17 protein-coding genes are annotated in these 15,962 nt (G+C 42.6%); 6 read left to right on the top strand and 11 right to left on the bottom strand.

Going from position 1 to position 15,962, the window contains the following annotated elements:
* The first annotated feature begins 267 nt into the window (after window positions 1–267).
* On the top strand, window positions 268–2,580 hold the full coding sequence (locus EWV68_RS21470; protein WP_287170984.1) for a GumC family protein: 2,313 nt from the start codon (window positions 268–270) through the stop codon (window positions 2,578–2,580).
* A gap of 54 nt (window positions 2,581–2,634) precedes the next feature.
* Complete coding sequence (locus EWV68_RS21465; RefSeq protein ID WP_287170980.1) at window positions 2,635–4,092, top strand: DASH family cryptochrome; 1,458 nt, start codon at window positions 2,635–2,637, stop codon at window positions 4,090–4,092.
* 141 nt (window positions 4,093–4,233) lie between these two features.
* Here the strand turns inward: EWV68_RS21465 and nadA are convergent, their stop codons facing one another.
* A complete protein-coding gene (gene nadA, locus EWV68_RS21460; protein WP_287170978.1) occupies window positions 4,234–5,193 on the bottom strand; it encodes a quinolinate synthase NadA in 960 nt (319 codons plus the stop codon).
* Between the two features lie 320 nt (window positions 5,194–5,513).
* Between nadA and tatC the strand changes: the two genes are divergently transcribed.
* The 3 genes from tatC (at window position 5,514) to psbB (ending at window position 8,556) form a co-directional block, all read left to right on the top strand.
* The gene (tatC, locus tag EWV68_RS21455) at window positions 5,514–6,275 is read left to right on the top strand and encodes a twin-arginine translocase subunit TatC (protein ID WP_052275580.1); all 762 of its coding nucleotides are present in this window, start codon (window positions 5,514–5,516) and stop codon (window positions 6,273–6,275) included.
* 78 nt (window positions 6,276–6,353) lie between these two features.
* Window positions 6,354–6,665: a hypothetical protein gene (locus tag EWV68_RS21450; protein ID WP_002798470.1), complete on the top strand. Its 312-nt coding sequence runs from the start codon at window positions 6,354–6,356 to the stop codon at window positions 6,663–6,665.
* A gap of 364 nt (window positions 6,666–7,029) precedes the next feature.
* The gene (psbB, locus tag EWV68_RS21445; protein ID WP_002735904.1) at window positions 7,030–8,556 is read left to right on the top strand and encodes a photosystem II chlorophyll-binding protein CP47; all 1,527 of its coding nucleotides are present in this window, start codon (window positions 7,030–7,032) and stop codon (window positions 8,554–8,556) included.
* Window positions 8,557–8,840: 284 nt separating this feature from the next.
* Here the strand turns inward: psbB and EWV68_RS21440 are convergent, their stop codons facing one another.
* The 6 genes from EWV68_RS21440 to EWV68_RS21415 all read right to left on the bottom strand — a co-directional run bounded on the left by EWV68_RS21440 (window position 8,841) and on the right by EWV68_RS21415 (window position 11,063).
* Entirely contained in the window at window positions 8,841–8,960 is a 120-nt protein-coding gene (locus EWV68_RS21440; RefSeq protein WP_002736108.1) for a photosystem II reaction center protein J, read from the bottom strand.
* Window positions 8,961–9,002: 42 nt separating this feature from the next.
* On the bottom strand, window positions 9,003–9,122 hold the full coding sequence (psbL, locus tag EWV68_RS21435; protein WP_002735805.1) for a photosystem II reaction center protein PsbL: 120 nt from the start codon (window positions 9,120–9,122) through the stop codon (window positions 9,003–9,005).
* Between the two features lie 10 nt (window positions 9,123–9,132).
* The gene (psbF, locus tag EWV68_RS21430) at window positions 9,133–9,267 is read right to left on the bottom strand and encodes a cytochrome b559 subunit beta (RefSeq protein WP_002736175.1); all 135 of its coding nucleotides are present in this window, start codon (window positions 9,265–9,267) and stop codon (window positions 9,133–9,135) included.
* A 25-nt stretch (window positions 9,268–9,292) separates the two neighbouring features.
* The gene (gene psbE, locus EWV68_RS21425; protein WP_002749269.1) at window positions 9,293–9,538 is read right to left on the bottom strand and encodes a cytochrome b559 subunit alpha; all 246 of its coding nucleotides are present in this window, start codon (window positions 9,536–9,538) and stop codon (window positions 9,293–9,295) included.
* A gap of 78 nt (window positions 9,539–9,616) precedes the next feature.
* Window positions 9,617–10,609, bottom strand: a complete 993-nt coding sequence (locus EWV68_RS21420; RefSeq protein WP_287170976.1) for a photosynthesis system II assembly factor Ycf48 — start codon at window positions 10,607–10,609, stop codon at window positions 9,617–9,619.
* Window positions 10,610–10,715: 106 nt separating this feature from the next.
* On the bottom strand, window positions 10,716–11,063 hold the full coding sequence (locus EWV68_RS21415) for a rubredoxin (RefSeq protein ID WP_002736293.1): 348 nt from the start codon (window positions 11,061–11,063) through the stop codon (window positions 10,716–10,718).
* Window positions 11,064–11,668: 605 nt separating this feature from the next.
* Here EWV68_RS21415 and EWV68_RS21410 point away from each other — a divergent pair.
* The gene (locus EWV68_RS21410; RefSeq protein WP_287170973.1) at window positions 11,669–13,966 is read left to right on the top strand and encodes a TOMM precursor leader peptide-binding protein; all 2,298 of its coding nucleotides are present in this window, start codon (window positions 11,669–11,671) and stop codon (window positions 13,964–13,966) included.
* A 34-nt stretch (window positions 13,967–14,000) separates the two neighbouring features.
* On the opposite strand, the gene EWV68_RS21405 is transcribed toward EWV68_RS21410, so the two are convergent.
* The 4 genes from EWV68_RS21405 to EWV68_RS21390 all read right to left on the bottom strand — a co-directional run bounded on the left by EWV68_RS21405 (window position 14,001) and on the right by EWV68_RS21390 (window position 15,476).
* Window positions 14,001–14,300, bottom strand: coding sequence for a helix-turn-helix domain-containing protein (locus EWV68_RS21405; RefSeq protein ID WP_002757640.1), 300 nt, complete (start codon window positions 14,298–14,300; stop codon window positions 14,001–14,003).
* A gap of 2 nt (window positions 14,301–14,302) precedes the next feature.
* Window positions 14,303–14,647 (bottom strand): type II toxin-antitoxin system RelE/ParE family toxin, encoded by a 345-nt coding sequence (locus EWV68_RS21400; RefSeq protein WP_287170970.1) that lies wholly within the window; start codon window positions 14,645–14,647, stop codon window positions 14,303–14,305.
* A gap of 101 nt (window positions 14,648–14,748) precedes the next feature.
* Window positions 14,749–14,886 carry a DUF4160 domain-containing protein gene (locus tag EWV68_RS21395; RefSeq protein WP_239698113.1) on the bottom strand — a complete coding sequence of 46 codons (138 nt, stop codon included), beginning with the start codon at window positions 14,884–14,886 and terminating at the stop codon, window positions 14,749–14,751.
* 347 nt (window positions 14,887–15,233) lie between these two features.
* A complete protein-coding gene (locus tag EWV68_RS21390; protein WP_061431899.1) occupies window positions 15,234–15,476 on the bottom strand; it encodes an H-type lectin domain-containing protein in 243 nt (80 codons plus the stop codon).
* Between the last annotated feature and the right edge of the window lie 486 nt (window positions 15,477–15,962).

The following is a 15,962-nucleotide window of genomic DNA, read 5'->3' as shown; positions in this document are numbered from 1 at the left end:
GCATCTCATTTACGCAAGTGAGTAATTATACTTATCCATAAAACTGGTTTCTAGCAAGGCTTTCAAAATAGCTTGACATAAAAACCTGATTTAGGGGTTACAAAGGTGAGATGCTCCCCATTGACTAGGTTAAACGCACCTTATTTGGTATTACCGGAAAAACTAGGGTTATCATTGTAGCACGGTGTTATGATTGAGCGGTGACTAATCGAGCCAGATTGCCACCGGAAAATCTTTTAATACAGTTATCCCTTGACTATTTGATTAATGATGAACAACCAACAAAACGGGGCTTTAAAAACCCAAAGTCAAGCAAATCTGCCAGTTTTTGCCCAACCGGCTTTTATCCCCTCCCCGACGCAAGAAGAAGAGGAACTCAACCTGCGTCAAGTCCTTTCTGTGGTCAAGCATCGCTGGTGGATAATCGCTGGCATCACCCTAGGGGTGACAGGAGCGATCACAGCTTGGACTTTCTTAAAAACCCCTATCTATCAAGGCAAATTCCTGCTACTCATCGGTCAACCGATTGAGGAAAATAAAAGTTCTTCCAGACTGGCAGCCCAAGATATCCTACCTCAGTTAGGTGGAGAGAACATCGATTATGATACCCAAATCGCTGTTTTAACCAGTCCTCAACTTCTTAACCCCATCCTTAGTAAAATAACCCCTAAGTATCCCGATTTTACCTACAGTGATTTAATTAGTGAAACTGGCAAATCTGATCTCAAAATTAGTCAATTAAAAGAGACGAAAGTTTTAGAAATTTCCTATCAAGATGCGGAACCGGAAAAAATTAAGCTGGTTTTAGATAATTTAGCCCGTCATTACCTAAACTATAGTTCTCAGGAACGGAAGACCGAAACTAATCAAGGGTTAGATTTTGTTAACGCTCAATTGCCGGTGCTGCGGGAACGAGTTAATTCTCTACAAAAACAAATGCAGCAATTCCGGCAGCAATACAATTTCCTGGATCCCGATAAAGAGGCGACTCGTTTATCACAACAGTTAACCGCTACCGAACAAGAGTATCGGGCAGCCCAAGTTGCCCTTAACGAAATTAACTCTCGCTATCAAGCTTTACAGCAACAGGTGGGATTAGCCCCTAATCAGGCAATTATCGCCACTTATCTCAGTGAATCTCCCGGTTATCAAGATTTGCTCCAGCAGCTACAGGAAGTGGAAGTGGAACTGGCGAAACAATCGGCAGTTTTTGCGAAAGATAGCCCGATAATCGCCACCCTAGAGGAAAAAAGAGCTAATTTACTGCCCCTACTGCAAAAAGAAGCCCAGAGAACCCTAGGGGAAAAACTGCCCCAGACAGTGGGTGACTCCCCGGCTTTGGTATCACGGAGCGCTCTGCGGGTAGAATTAACCCAGCAATTGGTAGAAGCCGCTAACACCCGCCAAACCCTAGAAATTAAGGTAGAATCTCTTGCCCAAGCCCTTGAACAACAGAAAGGCTCGGTCAAAAATCTGGCGGTTTTAGCCCGTCGTTATACGGATTTGCAGCGAGAATTGGAAATTGCCACCACCAGTCTCGGTCGTTTTCTGGAGGAACAACAAAAACTCCAACTCAAGGTGGCACAACAAGTGGTGCCTTGGCAACTAATTTCCCCTCCAGAAGTAGAGGAAGATTTCGTTTCTCCTAAACCCGTGCGAAATCTCGCTTTAGGGGTTATTGGTGGCCTGTTACTAGGCCTAGGGGCAGCCTTTTTAGCTGAAAGATTAGACCCCGTTCATCATAGTGCAGATGAACTAAAAGAAGATACCAAACTGCCCCTTTTAGGCGCAATTCCCTGGCAAAAAGACCTCGATAAGATCGAAAAAGTGATCACCGCCGCCCTACCCCAGTTAACAGTCGGCGATCGCAAAATCACTATCCCTAATAGTACCCCAAAATCAGCCAACGAAAACCCCTACTACTATAATTTCTCCCCCTTCTCGGAGGCTTTCCACACTCTTAACACCAATATTCGCCTCCTCGGTTCCGATTCCCCCCTCAAGTCCCTCGTGATTAGTTCTTTATCACCCGGAGATGGTAAAACCACCATGGCAATAAATATCGCTAAGGCTGCCGCTCGTATGGGACAAAAAGTCTTATTGGTGGATGCCGACCTGCGACGACCCCAGACTCACCTGCGACTTAATCTCGATAACGACCACGGCCTTAGTAATGTCCTCGCCGAGGGTCTCGATTGGAAAGAGGCTGTTCAATCCCTACCCCGCCACGAGAATTTATCGATTCTTACCGCCGGTTCAATTCCCCCGGATCCCACCCGCTTGCTTTCTTCCCAGAGAATGCAGGAGATGATCTCGCAATTACAGCAAGACCACGCCTTCGATCTAATTATCTACGATCTACCACCTATCGGTGCTTTTGCCGATGCGAAAATTCTCGCCGCCATGGCCACTGGCCTAATTCTCGTCACCAAACTGGGCAAAACCGATCGCTTTGCGCTTAAAAATCTGCTGGAAGATCTGAGATTATCCCACATTTCCGTGTTAGGTTTAGTGGCTAATAATGTTAGTCGGAAAGACCACAATTATCGTTACTATGGCCATTACTACGGCAAAAGATAATTAAATCCCATCCCAGTTACTATTGATCAGTTATCAACTTTTAATTGATGTTAAATGCGGGTTTTAATTTGGTATCGCAATGATCTGCGGGTTCACGATCACGAGGCAATTTATCGAGCCATTCAAGAACAATTCGAGATAATTCCCTTCTATTGTTTTGATGAGCGTCAATTTGGTTTTACTTCCTACGGGTTTCCAAAAACTGGCAAGTTCCGGGCTAAATTTTTATTAGAAAGCGTAGCAGATTTGCGACAATCTCTGGAAAGTTTAGGCGGTAATTTAATTATCCGACGGGGAAAACCAGAAGACATTATCCCACAATTAGTTCAAGAATTGCAGATAGCCAAGGTTTATTATCATCAAGAGGTAACAGCAGAGGAATTAGCGGTAGAAAAAGCGGTAAATAAGGCTTTATCCGGGGTTCCTGTGCAGATAAAAACTTTTTGGACAGCCACTTTATACCATCCCGATGATCTACCTTTTACCCTTAATCAACTGCCGGAATTATTTACTAATTTTCGTAAACAAGTAGAACGTCATTGGCAAATAAGAGCAACTTATCCCACGCCGAAAAAGTTGACAAAATTGCCTAAAATAGAGTTGGGAAACCTTCCCAGTTTAAACGATTTAGGCTTAACAGAACCAATTCTAGACCGGGGAGGTGTTTTGTCGTTTCAAGGGGGTGAAATGGCAGGAAAATCAAGGGTTAAAGAATATATTTGGGATAGTGATTCCTTAAAAACCTATAAGGAAACCCGCAATGAAATGTTAGGGACTAATTATTCCTCAAAATTCTCAGCTTGGTTAAGTTTTGGCTGTCTTTCCCCCCGTTATATCTATGAGGAAGTACAAAAATATGAACAAATAAGAGTAAAAAATGACTCTACCTATTGGCTGATTTTTGAATTATTATGGCGAGATTTTTTCCGATTTATTTGCAGTAAACACGGTAATAAAATCTTCTATAAATCCGGTTTGCAAGAACTTTATTTACCTTGGCTAGAAGATTGGGAAAGATTTAATCTCTGGTGTGATGGAAAAACCGGTTATCCCCTTGTAGATGCTAATATGAGAGAATTAGCCGCTACAGGATTTATGTCGAATCGTGGCCGGCAAAATGTCGCTAGTTTTCTGAGCAAAAATCTCGGTATTGATTGGTGTATGGGAGCAGAATGGTTCGAGTCGTTATTAATTGATTACGATGTCTGTAGTAATTGGGGTAATTGGAATTACACTGCTGGTGTCGGCAATGACGCGCGAGGGTTTCGTTATTTTAATATCCCTAAACAGTCGAAAGATTATGATCCCAAAGGTGGGTATTTACGTCACTGGTTGCCCGAATTAGCCCTAATAAAAGGCGATAAAATTCACGAACCTTATAAATTATCCCCAGAGGAACAAAGGCGTTATGGCGTGATTTTAGGGGTTAATTATCCTCGTCCCATTGTCGATTTTTTTCAATCCATCAAACACAACGAAAAAATTTATCTTCAGCATTTCACTGAACAGTAATCAGTAATCAGTAAACAGTAATCAGTGAAAAGACAGTAGGAAACTGGCATTTGATGAGGCTCACTTAATCCATACTGCACACTTAAAACTCAAATCTGATAACTGATAACTGATAACTGATAACTGATAACTGATAACTGATTAAGACATTTCTAACATTCTTTGAATCGGCAACAGTGCCTTAACTCTTAAATCTTCAGAAATAGTAATTTCTGGAGTTTTATCTCGCATACAGAGATACAATTTTTCGAGAGTGTTCATTCTCATGTAGGGACACTCATTACAAGCACAGTTATTTAAAGCTGGTGCGGGGATAAATAGTTTCTCTGGGGCGGATTTTTGCATCTGGTGAATAATCCCCGGTTCTGTGGCGACAATAAAGGTTTTTTCGGAACTTTTCAGGGAATAATTTAATAGTGCCGTCGTGGAACCAATATAATCGGCATGGCGTAAAACCGATGCTTCACACTCAGGATGGGCGATAATTTTTGCTTCTGGATGGGCGACTTTTAATTCTATTATCTTGCGTTCGGAAAAAGTTTCATGAACAATACAACTACCCTGCCAGAGAACTAAATCTCTACCAGTTTGCTGACTGACGTAACGGCCTAAATTGCGATCGGGAGCGAAGATAATCGGTTGATGGGCAGGGATTTGATTAACTATTTTGACTGCGTTGGAACTGGTGCAGATAATATCACTCATGGACTTAATTTCTGCACTGCAATTGATATAGGAAATCACGATATGATCGGGATATTGGGCTTTAAAACGAGCAAAATCCTCAGGATGACAACTATCAGCTAAAGAACATCCTGCATCTAAATCCGGCAGCAATACCAACTTATCTGGGTTTAAGATTTTAGCTGTTTCTGCCATGAAGTGAACCCCCGCAAATACGATCACATCTGCTGGCGTTCGGGCAGCCTGTTGGGATAAACCGAGAGAATCACCAATATAATCAGCTATATCCTGTATGTCAGAATTTTGATAGTAGTGAGCCAGAATAACGGCGTTTAATTCCCGTTTAAGCTCTTTAATTGCCGTAAATAGGTCATCAGGTAAGCTCGATCGATTTGCGGGTTGAACAGTTGTGAACACGGTGGCACTTATGGTTATTTTTACCAAATACTAAACAAGTTCCTAAATCATAGCAAATTTTTTTTAAGGGGAGTGGGGAAGTGGGGAGATGGGGAGATGGGGAGATGGGGAGATGGGGAGATGGGGAGATGGGGAGATGGGGAGATGGGGAGATGGGGAGCAGGGAGAATAAATAAAAGCTGAATACTGACCCCCGATTAAGACTGTCCACTAAAAACTCACATCTGATAACTGGTAACTGATAACTGATAACTGATTCAAGCCCAAGGGTCAACAATGCTAGGATAAAGGCTTGAGTAGAGAACGATCGAGCCAAAGCCATGTCATCGACAGAAGTAAAAACCCCGCCCCCAGACAGTCCCGAATATCTCGATGAGTTACCCGGAGAAGTGGAAATGTCCTTATTTGACCACTTGGAGGAGTTGCGGCGCCGGATTTTTTATAGTTTAATTGCCGTGGCTGTGGGTGCGGTGGGATGTTTTATCTTCGTTAAACCCCTAGTACAAGTGCTGGAAGTCCCTGCCCAAGGGGTAAAATTTTTGCAGTTGGCCCCGGGAGAATTTTTTTTCGTCTCCCTAAAAGTAGCTGGATATAGCGGCATACTGGTGGCTAGTCCCGTCATTCTCTTGCAAATTATCCTCTTTGTGCTGCCGGGGTTAACCCGTCGCGAACGGCGTTTAATTGTCCCGGTAGTGTTAGGATCGAGTGTCTTATTTTTTGCCGGTTTATTTTTTGCCTATATTGCCCTGATTCCCGCCGCTTTAAACTTTTTTGTCAATTATGGGGCGGAAGTGGTCGAACAAGCTTGGTCGATCGAGCGCTATTTTGAATTTGTCTTACTTTTACTTTTTAGTACCGGCATCGCCTTTCAAATTCCCGTTATTCAATTGATTTTGAGCTTTTTAGGCATCATTTCCTCGCAAACGATGTTATCGGGCTGGCGTTTTGTGGTTTTGGGGGCGGTGATTTTAGGCGCGATTTTAACCCCTTCCACAGATCCTCTCACCCAATCCCTGTTAGCAGGGGCGGTCTTGGGTCTATACTTTGGGGGCATTGGGGTGGTGAAATTAACGGGACGTTAGCAGTTTTTTGATAAAATTTGACGGCTGAAAACTAATTAAGCCAGAAAGCTAGAGATTGATTCTAGATTGAGTAACAAAGTGAAATATTTTTTCTTAACGGCAGGTTGGACGATAGGACGGGTGTGGGAATTTGGCGGTTTGTGGGATCACGCGAGTAGTTGGCGACGACCACCGCAGATAGAGCGATTAAATATCGGTATTTTAGAGGGAGAACAGGTTTTATGGCTTTATAAGGTGGAAGAAGCCGTGATTATGGTAGAAGTTGCCCCCAAGAGTGCCGAAATTGCCGATACTGTCCCCACCATCGGGCAAGTGGTGCTAAAACGCTTGATTAGTGCCGAACAAGTCCTCGAAATCCTGCAAAATGCCGAAGAAGTGCTGAGGAAGTAATCAGTTATCAGTTATCAGTTATCAGTTATCAGTCATAATTCCCCATCTCCCCACAGCCCACAGCCCACACCCTACACCCTACACCCCACACCCTACACCCCACACCCCACACCCTACACCCCACACCCCACACCCCACACCCCACTCCCTGATCTGGAATATTCTGGCCGAAGATCGATCGCAAAGACTTGAAATCTGTTCTAACAATAGTTACACTTCTTTAGAATAGATACACTTTTCAAGGGATAATGTAGGTCGGCTAACTCTTGCACTTAACCGTCGAGAGTGTTGGGCTTATATTTTCACCCTGAATATAAAAAGCGTCTAAGTGGACACTAAATTGTCAATAGGAGGAGCGTAGTCAATGGGACTACCTTGGTATCGAGTACACACAGTCGTTCTCAACGACCCGGGCCGTTTAATTTCCGTTCACCTGATGCACACCGCACTGGTAGCGGGTTGGGCTGGCTCCATGGCCCTCTATGAGCTTGCTATTTTCGACCCCAGTGACCCCGTATTAAACCCGATGTGGCGGCAAGGAATGTTCGTGCTGCCCTTCATGGCCCGTTTAGGTGTCACTGGTTCATGGGGTGGCTGGAGCGTCACCGGCGAAACTGGTGTTGACCCCGGTTTCTGGTCTTTTGAAGGCGTTGCCGCCGCTCATATCGTCTTATCCGGTCTGCTATTCCTAGCGGCGGTTTGGCACTGGGTTTTCTGGGATTTAGAATTATTCGTCGATCCCCGCACGGGCGAATCTGCCCTCGATTTGCCGAAAATGTTCGGTATTCACCTGTTCTTATCCGGTTTACTTTGCTTTGGTTTCGGTGCTTTCCATCAAACAGGCCTTTGGGGTCCCGGGATGTGGGTTTCCGATGCCTACGGTTTAACCGGTCATGTGCAGCCCGTAGCTCCCGAATGGGGACCGGCTGGTTTTAACCCCTTTAACCCCGGGGGTGTGGTAGCTCACCACATTGCTGCGGGTATCGTCGGGATTATCGCCGGTTTATTCCATTTAACCGTCCGTCCCCCCGAAAGACTCTATAAAGCCCTGAGAATGGGTAATATCGAAACGGTGCTTTCTAGCAGTATCGCCGCTGTTTTCTTTGCCGCTTTCGTCGTGGCTGGAACCATGTGGTACGGTAATGCTACTACCCCGATCGAACTCTTTGGCCCGACCCGTTACCAATGGGATAAGGGCTATTTCCAAGAAGAAATTGAGCGTCGCGTCGAGGCCAGCATCGCCAACGGAGCCACCATCGCCGAAGCTTACCAAGCAATCCCCGAAAAACTGGCTTTCTATGATTATGTCGGTAATAGCCCCGCTAAAGGTGGTTTATTCCGTACTGGTGCCATGGACAGCGGTGACGGTATCGCTAAATCTTGGTTAGGACACCCTGTTTTCAAAGATGGCGAAGGTCGCGTCCTCAGCGTGCGTCGGATGCCTAACTTCTTTGAAACCTTCCCCGTTGTCCTGACTGACTCGGAAGGTATCGTTCGCGCTGATATTCCTTTCCGTCGTGCGGAATCGAAACTGAGTATCGAACAAAGTGGTGTCACCGTTTCTTTCTACGGTGGCTCTCTCGATGGCCAGGTGTTTAGCGATCCTGCTGATGTGAAGAAATTTGCGCGTAGAGCGCAACTCGGTGAAGCTTTCGAGTTTGACACCGAAACCCTGAAGTCTGACGGGGTATTCCGCACTTCTCCAAGAGGTTGGTTTACTTTCGGTCATGCTGTCTTTGCTTTACTATTCTTCTTCGGTCACATCTGGCACGGTTCTCGTACCATCTACCGCGACGTATTCGCCGGGGTCGATCCGGATCTGGAAGAACAAGTGGAATTCGGTTTATTCCAAAAATTGGGTGATCTTAGCACTCGTAAACAAGAGGTTTAGTTTTAGCTAAATCATCCATATAACTAAAGGAGTCAAGTCTTTGACTCCTTTTTTTAATTAGGGTCTGCTGAAAAAGTTTTTCGTGGGGGCAGGGTGTGGGGTGTGGGGTGTGGGGTGTGGGGAGAAGGGAGAAACAATTCATAACTTGAGAGTTAATCACACTATTAAAAACGGATTTGGTATTAAAGTTCGATAGAGCTTTACTTTTCACCGAATACTGAAAAAACCGCTAGTTATTTCTATAACTAACGGCTTTTTGCTGGGGGAAATTACCCGTAATGGAATTACATAGAGGAACCTAAACCGGCGTAAGCTCCGTAGAAGAAAAGACCAAGCACAGCGATAACGCCTAGACCGGCGATGGTGGCGACTAACCACAAAGGAATACGACCTTCTGCGAACATGAATAACACCTCCTAATTGCGATGACAATAAATCGGGACTAATTAGTTAAAGAAATAGCTGGAAAATAAAATTCCCAAGACAGCAACTAGGAGTAAACCTAGGTAAAGAGAAGTACGATTTAACTCGACAGCTTGCCGATTCGGATTAGGTGTTCTTTCCATAATTGTTCTCCTAGCGTTGAATAAACTGCATTGCCGCAATTGCACCGATAAAGAAGACAGTGGGAACCGCTAAGGTATGAACTGCCAACCAGCGAACGGTGAAAATGGGGTAAGAAATGGGTTGATTGGGATTACCACTAGCCATTGTTTTTATCCTTAATTAAAGTAAACTACTGATTAAACTGCTCGATTTGATTTTTGGCCTCAAAGCGATCATTAATGATCGGTAATTCTTGACGCTCTTGAGTGTAATACTCATCGGGACGGGGAGTGCCAAAAACATCGTAAGCTAAACCAGTACTCACGAATAACCAACCTGCGATAAACAGCATGGGGATGGTGATGCTATGGATAATCCAGTAACGAATACTGGTAACGATATCGCCAAAAGGACGTTCGCCGGTACTACCTGACATGGACGGTTCTCCTCGGAATGATAGGACTTGAAAAATTCAATCTCTATAATAGAGACTTTCTTGACCCTGACACAAGTTTTAGGCCGGTTCGCTAGGGGGATTATATTTCAGTAAAACCCCATCTTGTCCCAAGACAAAACCCTTGTCGGAATTGATAAAAACAATTCGATAGAGATTGGAGGGGACACTTTCCACCGCGCGATCTTTTTGCCAAGACTGGCCGCCGTCATCACTGACCAAGAGATTGCCGCTACCACCAGCGACCCAAATTTCTTCGGGGGTGCGGTAGTTGAGGTCTAAAAGTCCCCAACTGGTGGAAAACTCGGGGAATACCTTATCTTCCCATGTATCGAGATCATTGGGGCTAGTAAATTGTAGTTGACCACCCCGGGCCAGGGCCCACAGTTCCCCTTTCTCACCATAACCGACTTTTTGTAAACGGCGGGAAGAAAGACGATTGTGGGGTTGCCATTCTGTTGACCCCGGTTCCCAAGTGGAATAAAAGTTACCGCGTGCGGAAACGGCCACATATTTACCATCATGGGAACGAACAATTGTCCGGGCCACACCCACAGCACCTTCCACTAAAGCTTGCCAAGTTTTGCCTCCGTCTTTGGTGCGGTAGATAGCACCTAAATCCGTAACCATTTCGGCGGTTTTGTCGTTAAGGGCGATAATTCCGTAGGGGGAACCGGGTAATTTTTCACTTAAGGGGATACGGGACCAGCTGCTGCCCCCGTCTTCGCTATGGAGAAGAATTGAGGGTTTACCGACAATCCAACCCTCTTGGTCGTGGAAACTGACGGCGCTAAAGCTAACTTTTTCTTCGCCAAGGTTGAGGACTTTTTGCTGCCAGCTGTCCCCCCCATCGGTGGTTTCAAAGAGGGTAGATTTGGTTCCCACTAACCAACCGTGCTGCAGGTCGTCGGTAAAGGCGATATCGGCAAAAGTGGAGTCAGTGTCGAGGGTGAGGATTTGCCAAGGACTACTGCTCAGGGATGGCACACTACTACAGCTAAAGCAGAAAAAGGCTACAGCTAGAACTATTACGAATTGTTTCAGTTTTCTCATCAATGGTTCAGAGGTATTGGTCAAGGAATCGGGACGGATTAGGGTTTGTACCCGATGGGTTACAGGCTCATAAGAGCCGTTGGATTAAAGATAATGAGTGCTTGAGTTAGTTTAAACCATACAAACTAATAAAGAAAACAAATCCTAGCGCTAAAGCCCCGAAAATCAAAATATTTTTTTGTGCCGGAGTCAGACGGTTGACTCCAAAACCATAGCTAAGATTTTCTTGGAATCCCGAAGGAGCATCTTTAGCTCCGATGTTGATAAATTGGGAACGACGCACACCACACACGGGACAGCGCCACGTTTCTGGCAATTCCTCGAAGGGGGTTCCAGCGGGAGTGTTGGTTTTACTATCTCCCTTGCTGGGGTCGTAAACGTAGCCGCAGGAGCGACATTCGTGGTTGGCAGGGGCCTGGTCGGCTAGGGTTAGTTCTGGTGGGCGATCGCTCATAACTAAGATTAAAGGAATTTTCAACACTCTGTTACAAATTATCCTTGAAAATTGACCCCTCTCACGACCAACCCCTGACAGAATACCAAGTTTTCAAGTCTTAAAAGGATTAGCGAGGCAGCATATCGGCTTTAAAAAAAGTAAGATTAATCTATTAGGGCTTAAATGTCTATTAAAACTTTATTAAGTTGATATTTGGGCTATTTACCCTGATTTTGGTAGTCAAATTTATTCCGAGAAATTGAGAAATTTTAGGCAGGGAAGAAATTAGGGGGCTGATACCAAATCCTGTTTAAAAGGTGGAGGAGATTGGGGAGTGCCGGAGCTGCGGAGCAGGGAGCAGGGAGCAGGGGCAAAACAATCCATAACTGGGTTTTTAAAGTTGGATTGGGAGTTAATCATGCTATTAAAAGCGGATTTGGTATCATATTGCATAAATTTAATCACTTTTAGCGATCGCTTTTATATTTTGGCATAAATGGGCTGCTCCCTCCCTGTTCCCCAAAACGAAAACTTCGCACCTCACTATTAAGATGACTGCTATCAACCTTATATTATAGGTATATAATCAACCTTAACTATACCTTAAAAAGAGAGTAAAAATTGTGTTCAACCAGCTTGATTGGAATCCTGCCTACTCAATTGAAACCTTAGAACCAAATACGGTCTTTTTTCTATCTGAGCGAGAATCAATCTGTTTCCAAGAGCCGCTTTATTATCGTTTGGTAAGATTAATTGATGGTCAACGTAATCTTGATGAAATTATTGATATTCTTCAGTTAGAATTTTTACAAAATCAGGACATCAATCCCAATAATGCTAATTCCTTCGCAGTTATTGTTAATTATAGCTTGGCAATTCAAAAAGCGATTTTTCAGTTATATAAACGAGGGTTTTTGTTAGAAAAAGAAGAATTATTGCCGTCTAATTTAGCAATTTTATGCCATCATCTTCAGGTTTCTCAAGCCCAAGCTTTTGAACGATTACAATCTCTGAAGGTTACAGTTAAAACCCTAGGCTTAATTCCCCAGCAAGATTTGATCAATATTTTAAATTCCTTGCAAGTTCAAGTCGCAGATGAAGGGGATTTAACCATTATTTTAACCGATAATTATCTTCATCCTGATTTAGAGAGTATTAATCAACAAGCTTTAGCCTCGCACAAGCCTTGGTTATTAGTTAATCCCCTGGGAAACCTAGCCTGGATTGGTCCCTTATTTGATCCCGATAAAACTGGTTGTTGGCATTGTTTGGCTCAACGGTTACGAGATAATCGTCCCGTGGAGGAATTTATCATTAGACAGAGAGAAAATAAGATTTCTTTAATTTCTCCTTTAGGATTTTCTTCAGCGACAATACAGACGGTTTTAAATCTGACGGCTATGGAGGTTTTTAAGTGGATTATTCAAGGTAAAAATCAACGTTTAGAAGGAATGCTAATGACTTATGATACTTTAAATTTACAATTTCAAGAGCATATTTTAGTTAAACGTCCGAACTGTCCTAGTTGTGGATATTCTCTAAATAAAACACCTTTACCCGTGGTTTTGGGACATCGGAAAAAGGGGTTTACCAATGATGGTGGACATCGTTTTTGTTCTCCTGAAGAAACCCTAAGAACCTATCAACATCTTATCAGTCCCATTACGGGAATTGTGCGAGAATTAAATAAGATACAAGGGAATGCTTTAGTTCATACTTATGTGGCGAAACATCATTTTCGCGGCCTGTTTGATGATTTAGACAGTTTACGGCAAAATATTGGAGGTAGAAGTGCGGGAAAAGGCCGTACAGATAGTCAAGCAAAAGCAAGTGGATTTTGTGAAGCTATTGAGCGCTATTCGGGGGGTTTTCAAGGGAATGAAATCAGAGAAAAAGCGAGTTATCAAGAGTTAGGAGATGAAGCTATTCATCCTAACAAATGTATGAATTTTAGTGAAAAACAATATCAACATCGAGAAGAATGGAATGCGAAGAATCAAGGATGGTTTCAAAAAGTACCTGAACCTTTTGATGAAACTAGAATCATTGATTGGACTCCTGTATGGTCTTTAACTGCTCAAGATTTTAAGTATTTACCGACAGGATATTGTTATTATGGTTATCCTCAATCTGAACCCTTAGATTGTTGGGCGGATTCTAATGGCTGTGCCGCAGGAAATACGATAGAGGAAGCGATTTTACAAGGATTTATGGAGTTAGTGGAACGAGATTGTGTGGCCTTATGGTGGTATAATCAATTAGTTAAACCTTCCGTTAATTTAGAGAGCTTTAATGAGCCATATTTTGAGCAATTAAAGCAATATTATGAGGGGTTAAATCGGGAGCTATGGGTGTTAGATATTACCAGTGATTTGAATATTCCCTGTTTTGCGGCTATTAGTCCGAGAAAGGAGCGGGAAGCGGAAGATATTTTATTAGGATATGGGGCGCATTTTGACCCGAAAATTGCTATTAGTCGAGCGTTAACGGAGGTTAATCAAATCTTACCGAATGTGTTATCTTTTAAGGACGATGGGACAACGATTTACAATCCTTCTGCGGATCCTTTGGCGGTTAAATGGTGGCAAAAGGCAAGGTTAAGCAATCAATCTTATTTAGTTCCCGATAGTAAAATAATACCGAAAAAAAGTAATGATTATTTACAATTAGCTAGTGATGACTTATTAGAGGATGTTAAATTGTGTCAGCGAATTGTTGAGTCAAAGGGGATGGAAATGTTAGTATTAGACCAAACTCGTCCTGATATTGGTTTAAGGGTGGCTAAAGTCATTGTCCCCGGAATGCGTCATATGTGGAAGCGTTTAGGGGCAGGAAGATTATATGATGTTCCTGTTAGCATGGGATGGTTAAAAGAAGCTTTGACGGAAGATGAATTGAATCCTTTTCCCATGTGGATGTAACCCTTGTTCATGGTCAATTGTTGATGATTTTAAGTTACTTGGTGAAGATTTCGAGTTTAACTTTCATTCCCGTTTTATCTAAAAGACTGAGTAATTTATCAACAGTAAAACGGCTAATTTCTCCATTCATTAAATCACTAATTTTCGGTTTTGTTTCCTCGAAAAAAGTGGCGGCTTCTTGCTGTGTCCATCTTTTTTCTTGGATAAAAGACCGCAAGGTTAACATCAAATCGGCTCTAATTTTTAAGTTAGTTGCTTCTTCACTGTTAAATCCTAAATCTTCAAAGATGTTATCGCTACCAAAAGTGATCTCAATAGGGTTAGATTGTGTCATGGTTATTCCTCCTGTAATTGTTGTCTAAATTGAATCATTTGTTGATAACGTTTTTGTCCCAATTCAATTTCTTTTTTCGAGGTTTTCTGTGTTTTTTTACCGAAAGCATGAAGGACATAAATCGCTTCTTTAAACCTTGCCACATAAAAGATTCTGTAGGTTTCTCCTGTCCAAATTCTAATTTCTTCTGTTCCTTGACCAATAATGGGAATGGGTTTAAAATCATTGGGTTTCTCTCCTTGTTGAATAGCTCTCAGTTGAAAACCTGCTTTACGCTTTGCGTCTTCAGGAAAATCTCTAATATCTTCCCTTGACGTCCCAATCCAGTAAATGGGTTTATCTCCCATGTTGGGGTTAATGATTATGGTTTATACCTAATTTAGTATAACAGGATCATCAGTTTGTCAATTGTTCGTTAGTTAACAAGCAAGATGATGATCATTTTAGTTTAACTCGAACCTTCAAGGACTTCACCATCAGGGATTGAGACAATTACTTCATCCTCTTGATACCTAGCGTTAATGTGCCGTATATAGTGTTGTTTGTTATCTATAAAATACCTATAAACGATGATTTCATAGAACATCGATATTGCCAGCATCTTTGATTCCCTCTCATGTTAAGGTTAAGTACGAAGATAAACCCAATTTCTGGGCCGATCATTCCTCAATTTTAACTGATCTAAGCAGAAAATATAGCGATTCTCGCACCTGTATGGCACAGTTAAACCTTTGCTGATTAAGCTTTTCACCATCGAGAATGTACCTCTTGCGAACAGGAAACGCTATAAATAAGCTCTCCTGATGACTGATAGATAAAAGGTATGTCACTAAGGTAACACACCTTTATTAGTATTGGGTTTCGTTGTTTCAATCTAATCGAGAATAAGGAGCGATCACGCTCAACTAATGCTAAGAAGAGAGGCCATCAAACTTACTCTTGTGAAATTGCAATCCAATTCACATAGTAGTTAGTAGCAGCATTAGAACTAACTATAGTGAAGCTCTCAAGAGATATTGTGTCTATAGTCTCAATATTTCCAACTTGGCTTCCTACGTTTTCCCAAAAAGATGAGACAACAACAACAGGAATTTGAGCAAATGGTTTCGGGAAGTTAATTGTTATCTTTCCCGTGCCTGCCTTTAAAGTTTTACCAGTCTGAATCACTTGTGTCATGATTTTCTCCTTAAGTTTCTTGTCTTTACACCCTTAATGTTACGGGACAAAGGGTTAACCTCGATTTATGATTTTCCTTGATCTATCTGGGTTTCAGCGATTTTGGGCTTCTCGAAGTAAATCCCAAGCGGGGATTGGAGTTGAGGCTTTTCTCGATTGTTTTTTTGTCTAAGTCCCATTAAGACGTTCTCCAAAATCCATTTCTGAATTTTTTAGATTAGCCATAATGCCTTAAGCAAAATGCCTTGTCTTTTGGGTTAAAAGTGATTTGTTTAATCACCTTTGATACCAGAATAAGTTTTATTTGTGGTAATGGCAATCTCTAAAGTTAATACTTTTCTAATAGGTTTTTTTGAGTAGAATATTAAGGGAGCAAGTCAAAGCTGAAGAACAAATAAACTACTTGACAAAAGCATCAATTGGGTATGGGATAGAGAAAAGAGTAGGGAAAAGACAAAAATGACTCCAGAGCAACAACAAGAACTT

It is taken from the genome of Microcystis sp. M_QC_C_20170808_M9Col (assembly GCF_007095495.1).
Classification (GTDB): Bacteria; Cyanobacteriota; Cyanobacteriia; order Cyanobacteriales; family Microcystaceae; genus Microcystis; species Microcystis aeruginosa.
The sequence above is the reverse complement of the archived record's forward strand: the minus strand, read 5'-3'. Positions and strand labels throughout refer to the sequence as shown.

Excerpts from the sequence above, each read along its gene's own strand:
- psbE (WP_002749269.1), bottom strand. The coding sequence starts at position 9,538 with ATGTCAGGTAGTACCGGCGAACGTCCTTTTGGCGATATCGTTACCAGT.
- EWV68_RS21400 (WP_287170970.1), bottom strand. The coding sequence starts at position 14,647 with ATGGGAGATAAACCCATTTACTGGATTGGGACGTCAAGGGAAGATATT.
- psbF (WP_002736175.1), bottom strand. The coding sequence starts at position 9,267 with ATGGCTAGTGGTAATCCCAATCAACCCATTTCTTACCCCATTTTCACC.
- EWV68_RS21465 (WP_287170980.1), top strand. The coding sequence starts at position 2,635 with ATGCGGGTTTTAATTTGGTATCGCAATGATCTGCGGGTTCACGATCAC.
- EWV68_RS21390 (WP_061431899.1), bottom strand. The coding sequence starts at position 15,476 with ATGACACAAGTGATTCAGACTGGTAAAACTTTAAAGGCAGGCACGGGA.
- EWV68_RS21470 (WP_287170984.1), top strand. The coding sequence starts at position 268 with ATGATGAACAACCAACAAAACGGGGCTTTAAAAACCCAAAGTCAAGCA.
- EWV68_RS21440 (WP_002736108.1), bottom strand. The coding sequence starts at position 8,960 with ATGTTCGCAGAAGGTCGTATTCCTTTGTGGTTAGTCGCCACCATCGCC.
- EWV68_RS21415 (WP_002736293.1), bottom strand. The coding sequence starts at position 11,063 with ATGAGCGATCGCCCACCAGAACTAACCCTAGCCGACCAGGCCCCTGCC.
- psbB (WP_002735904.1), top strand. The coding sequence starts at position 7,030 with ATGGGACTACCTTGGTATCGAGTACACACAGTCGTTCTCAACGACCCG.
- EWV68_RS21420 (WP_287170976.1), bottom strand. The coding sequence starts at position 10,609 with ATGAGAAAACTGAAACAATTCGTAATAGTTCTAGCTGTAGCCTTTTTC.
- EWV68_RS21395 (WP_239698113.1), bottom strand. The coding sequence starts at position 14,886 with ATGTTCTATGAAATCATCGTTTATAGGTATTTTATAGATAACAAACAA.
- tatC (WP_052275580.1), top strand. The coding sequence starts at position 5,514 with ATGTCATCGACAGAAGTAAAAACCCCGCCCCCAGACAGTCCCGAATAT.
- EWV68_RS21405 (WP_002757640.1), bottom strand. The coding sequence starts at position 14,300 with ATGACACAATCTAACCCTATTGAGATCACTTTTGGTAGCGATAACATC.
- psbL (WP_002735805.1), bottom strand. The coding sequence starts at position 9,122 with ATGGAAAGAACACCTAATCCGAATCGGCAAGCTGTCGAGTTAAATCGT.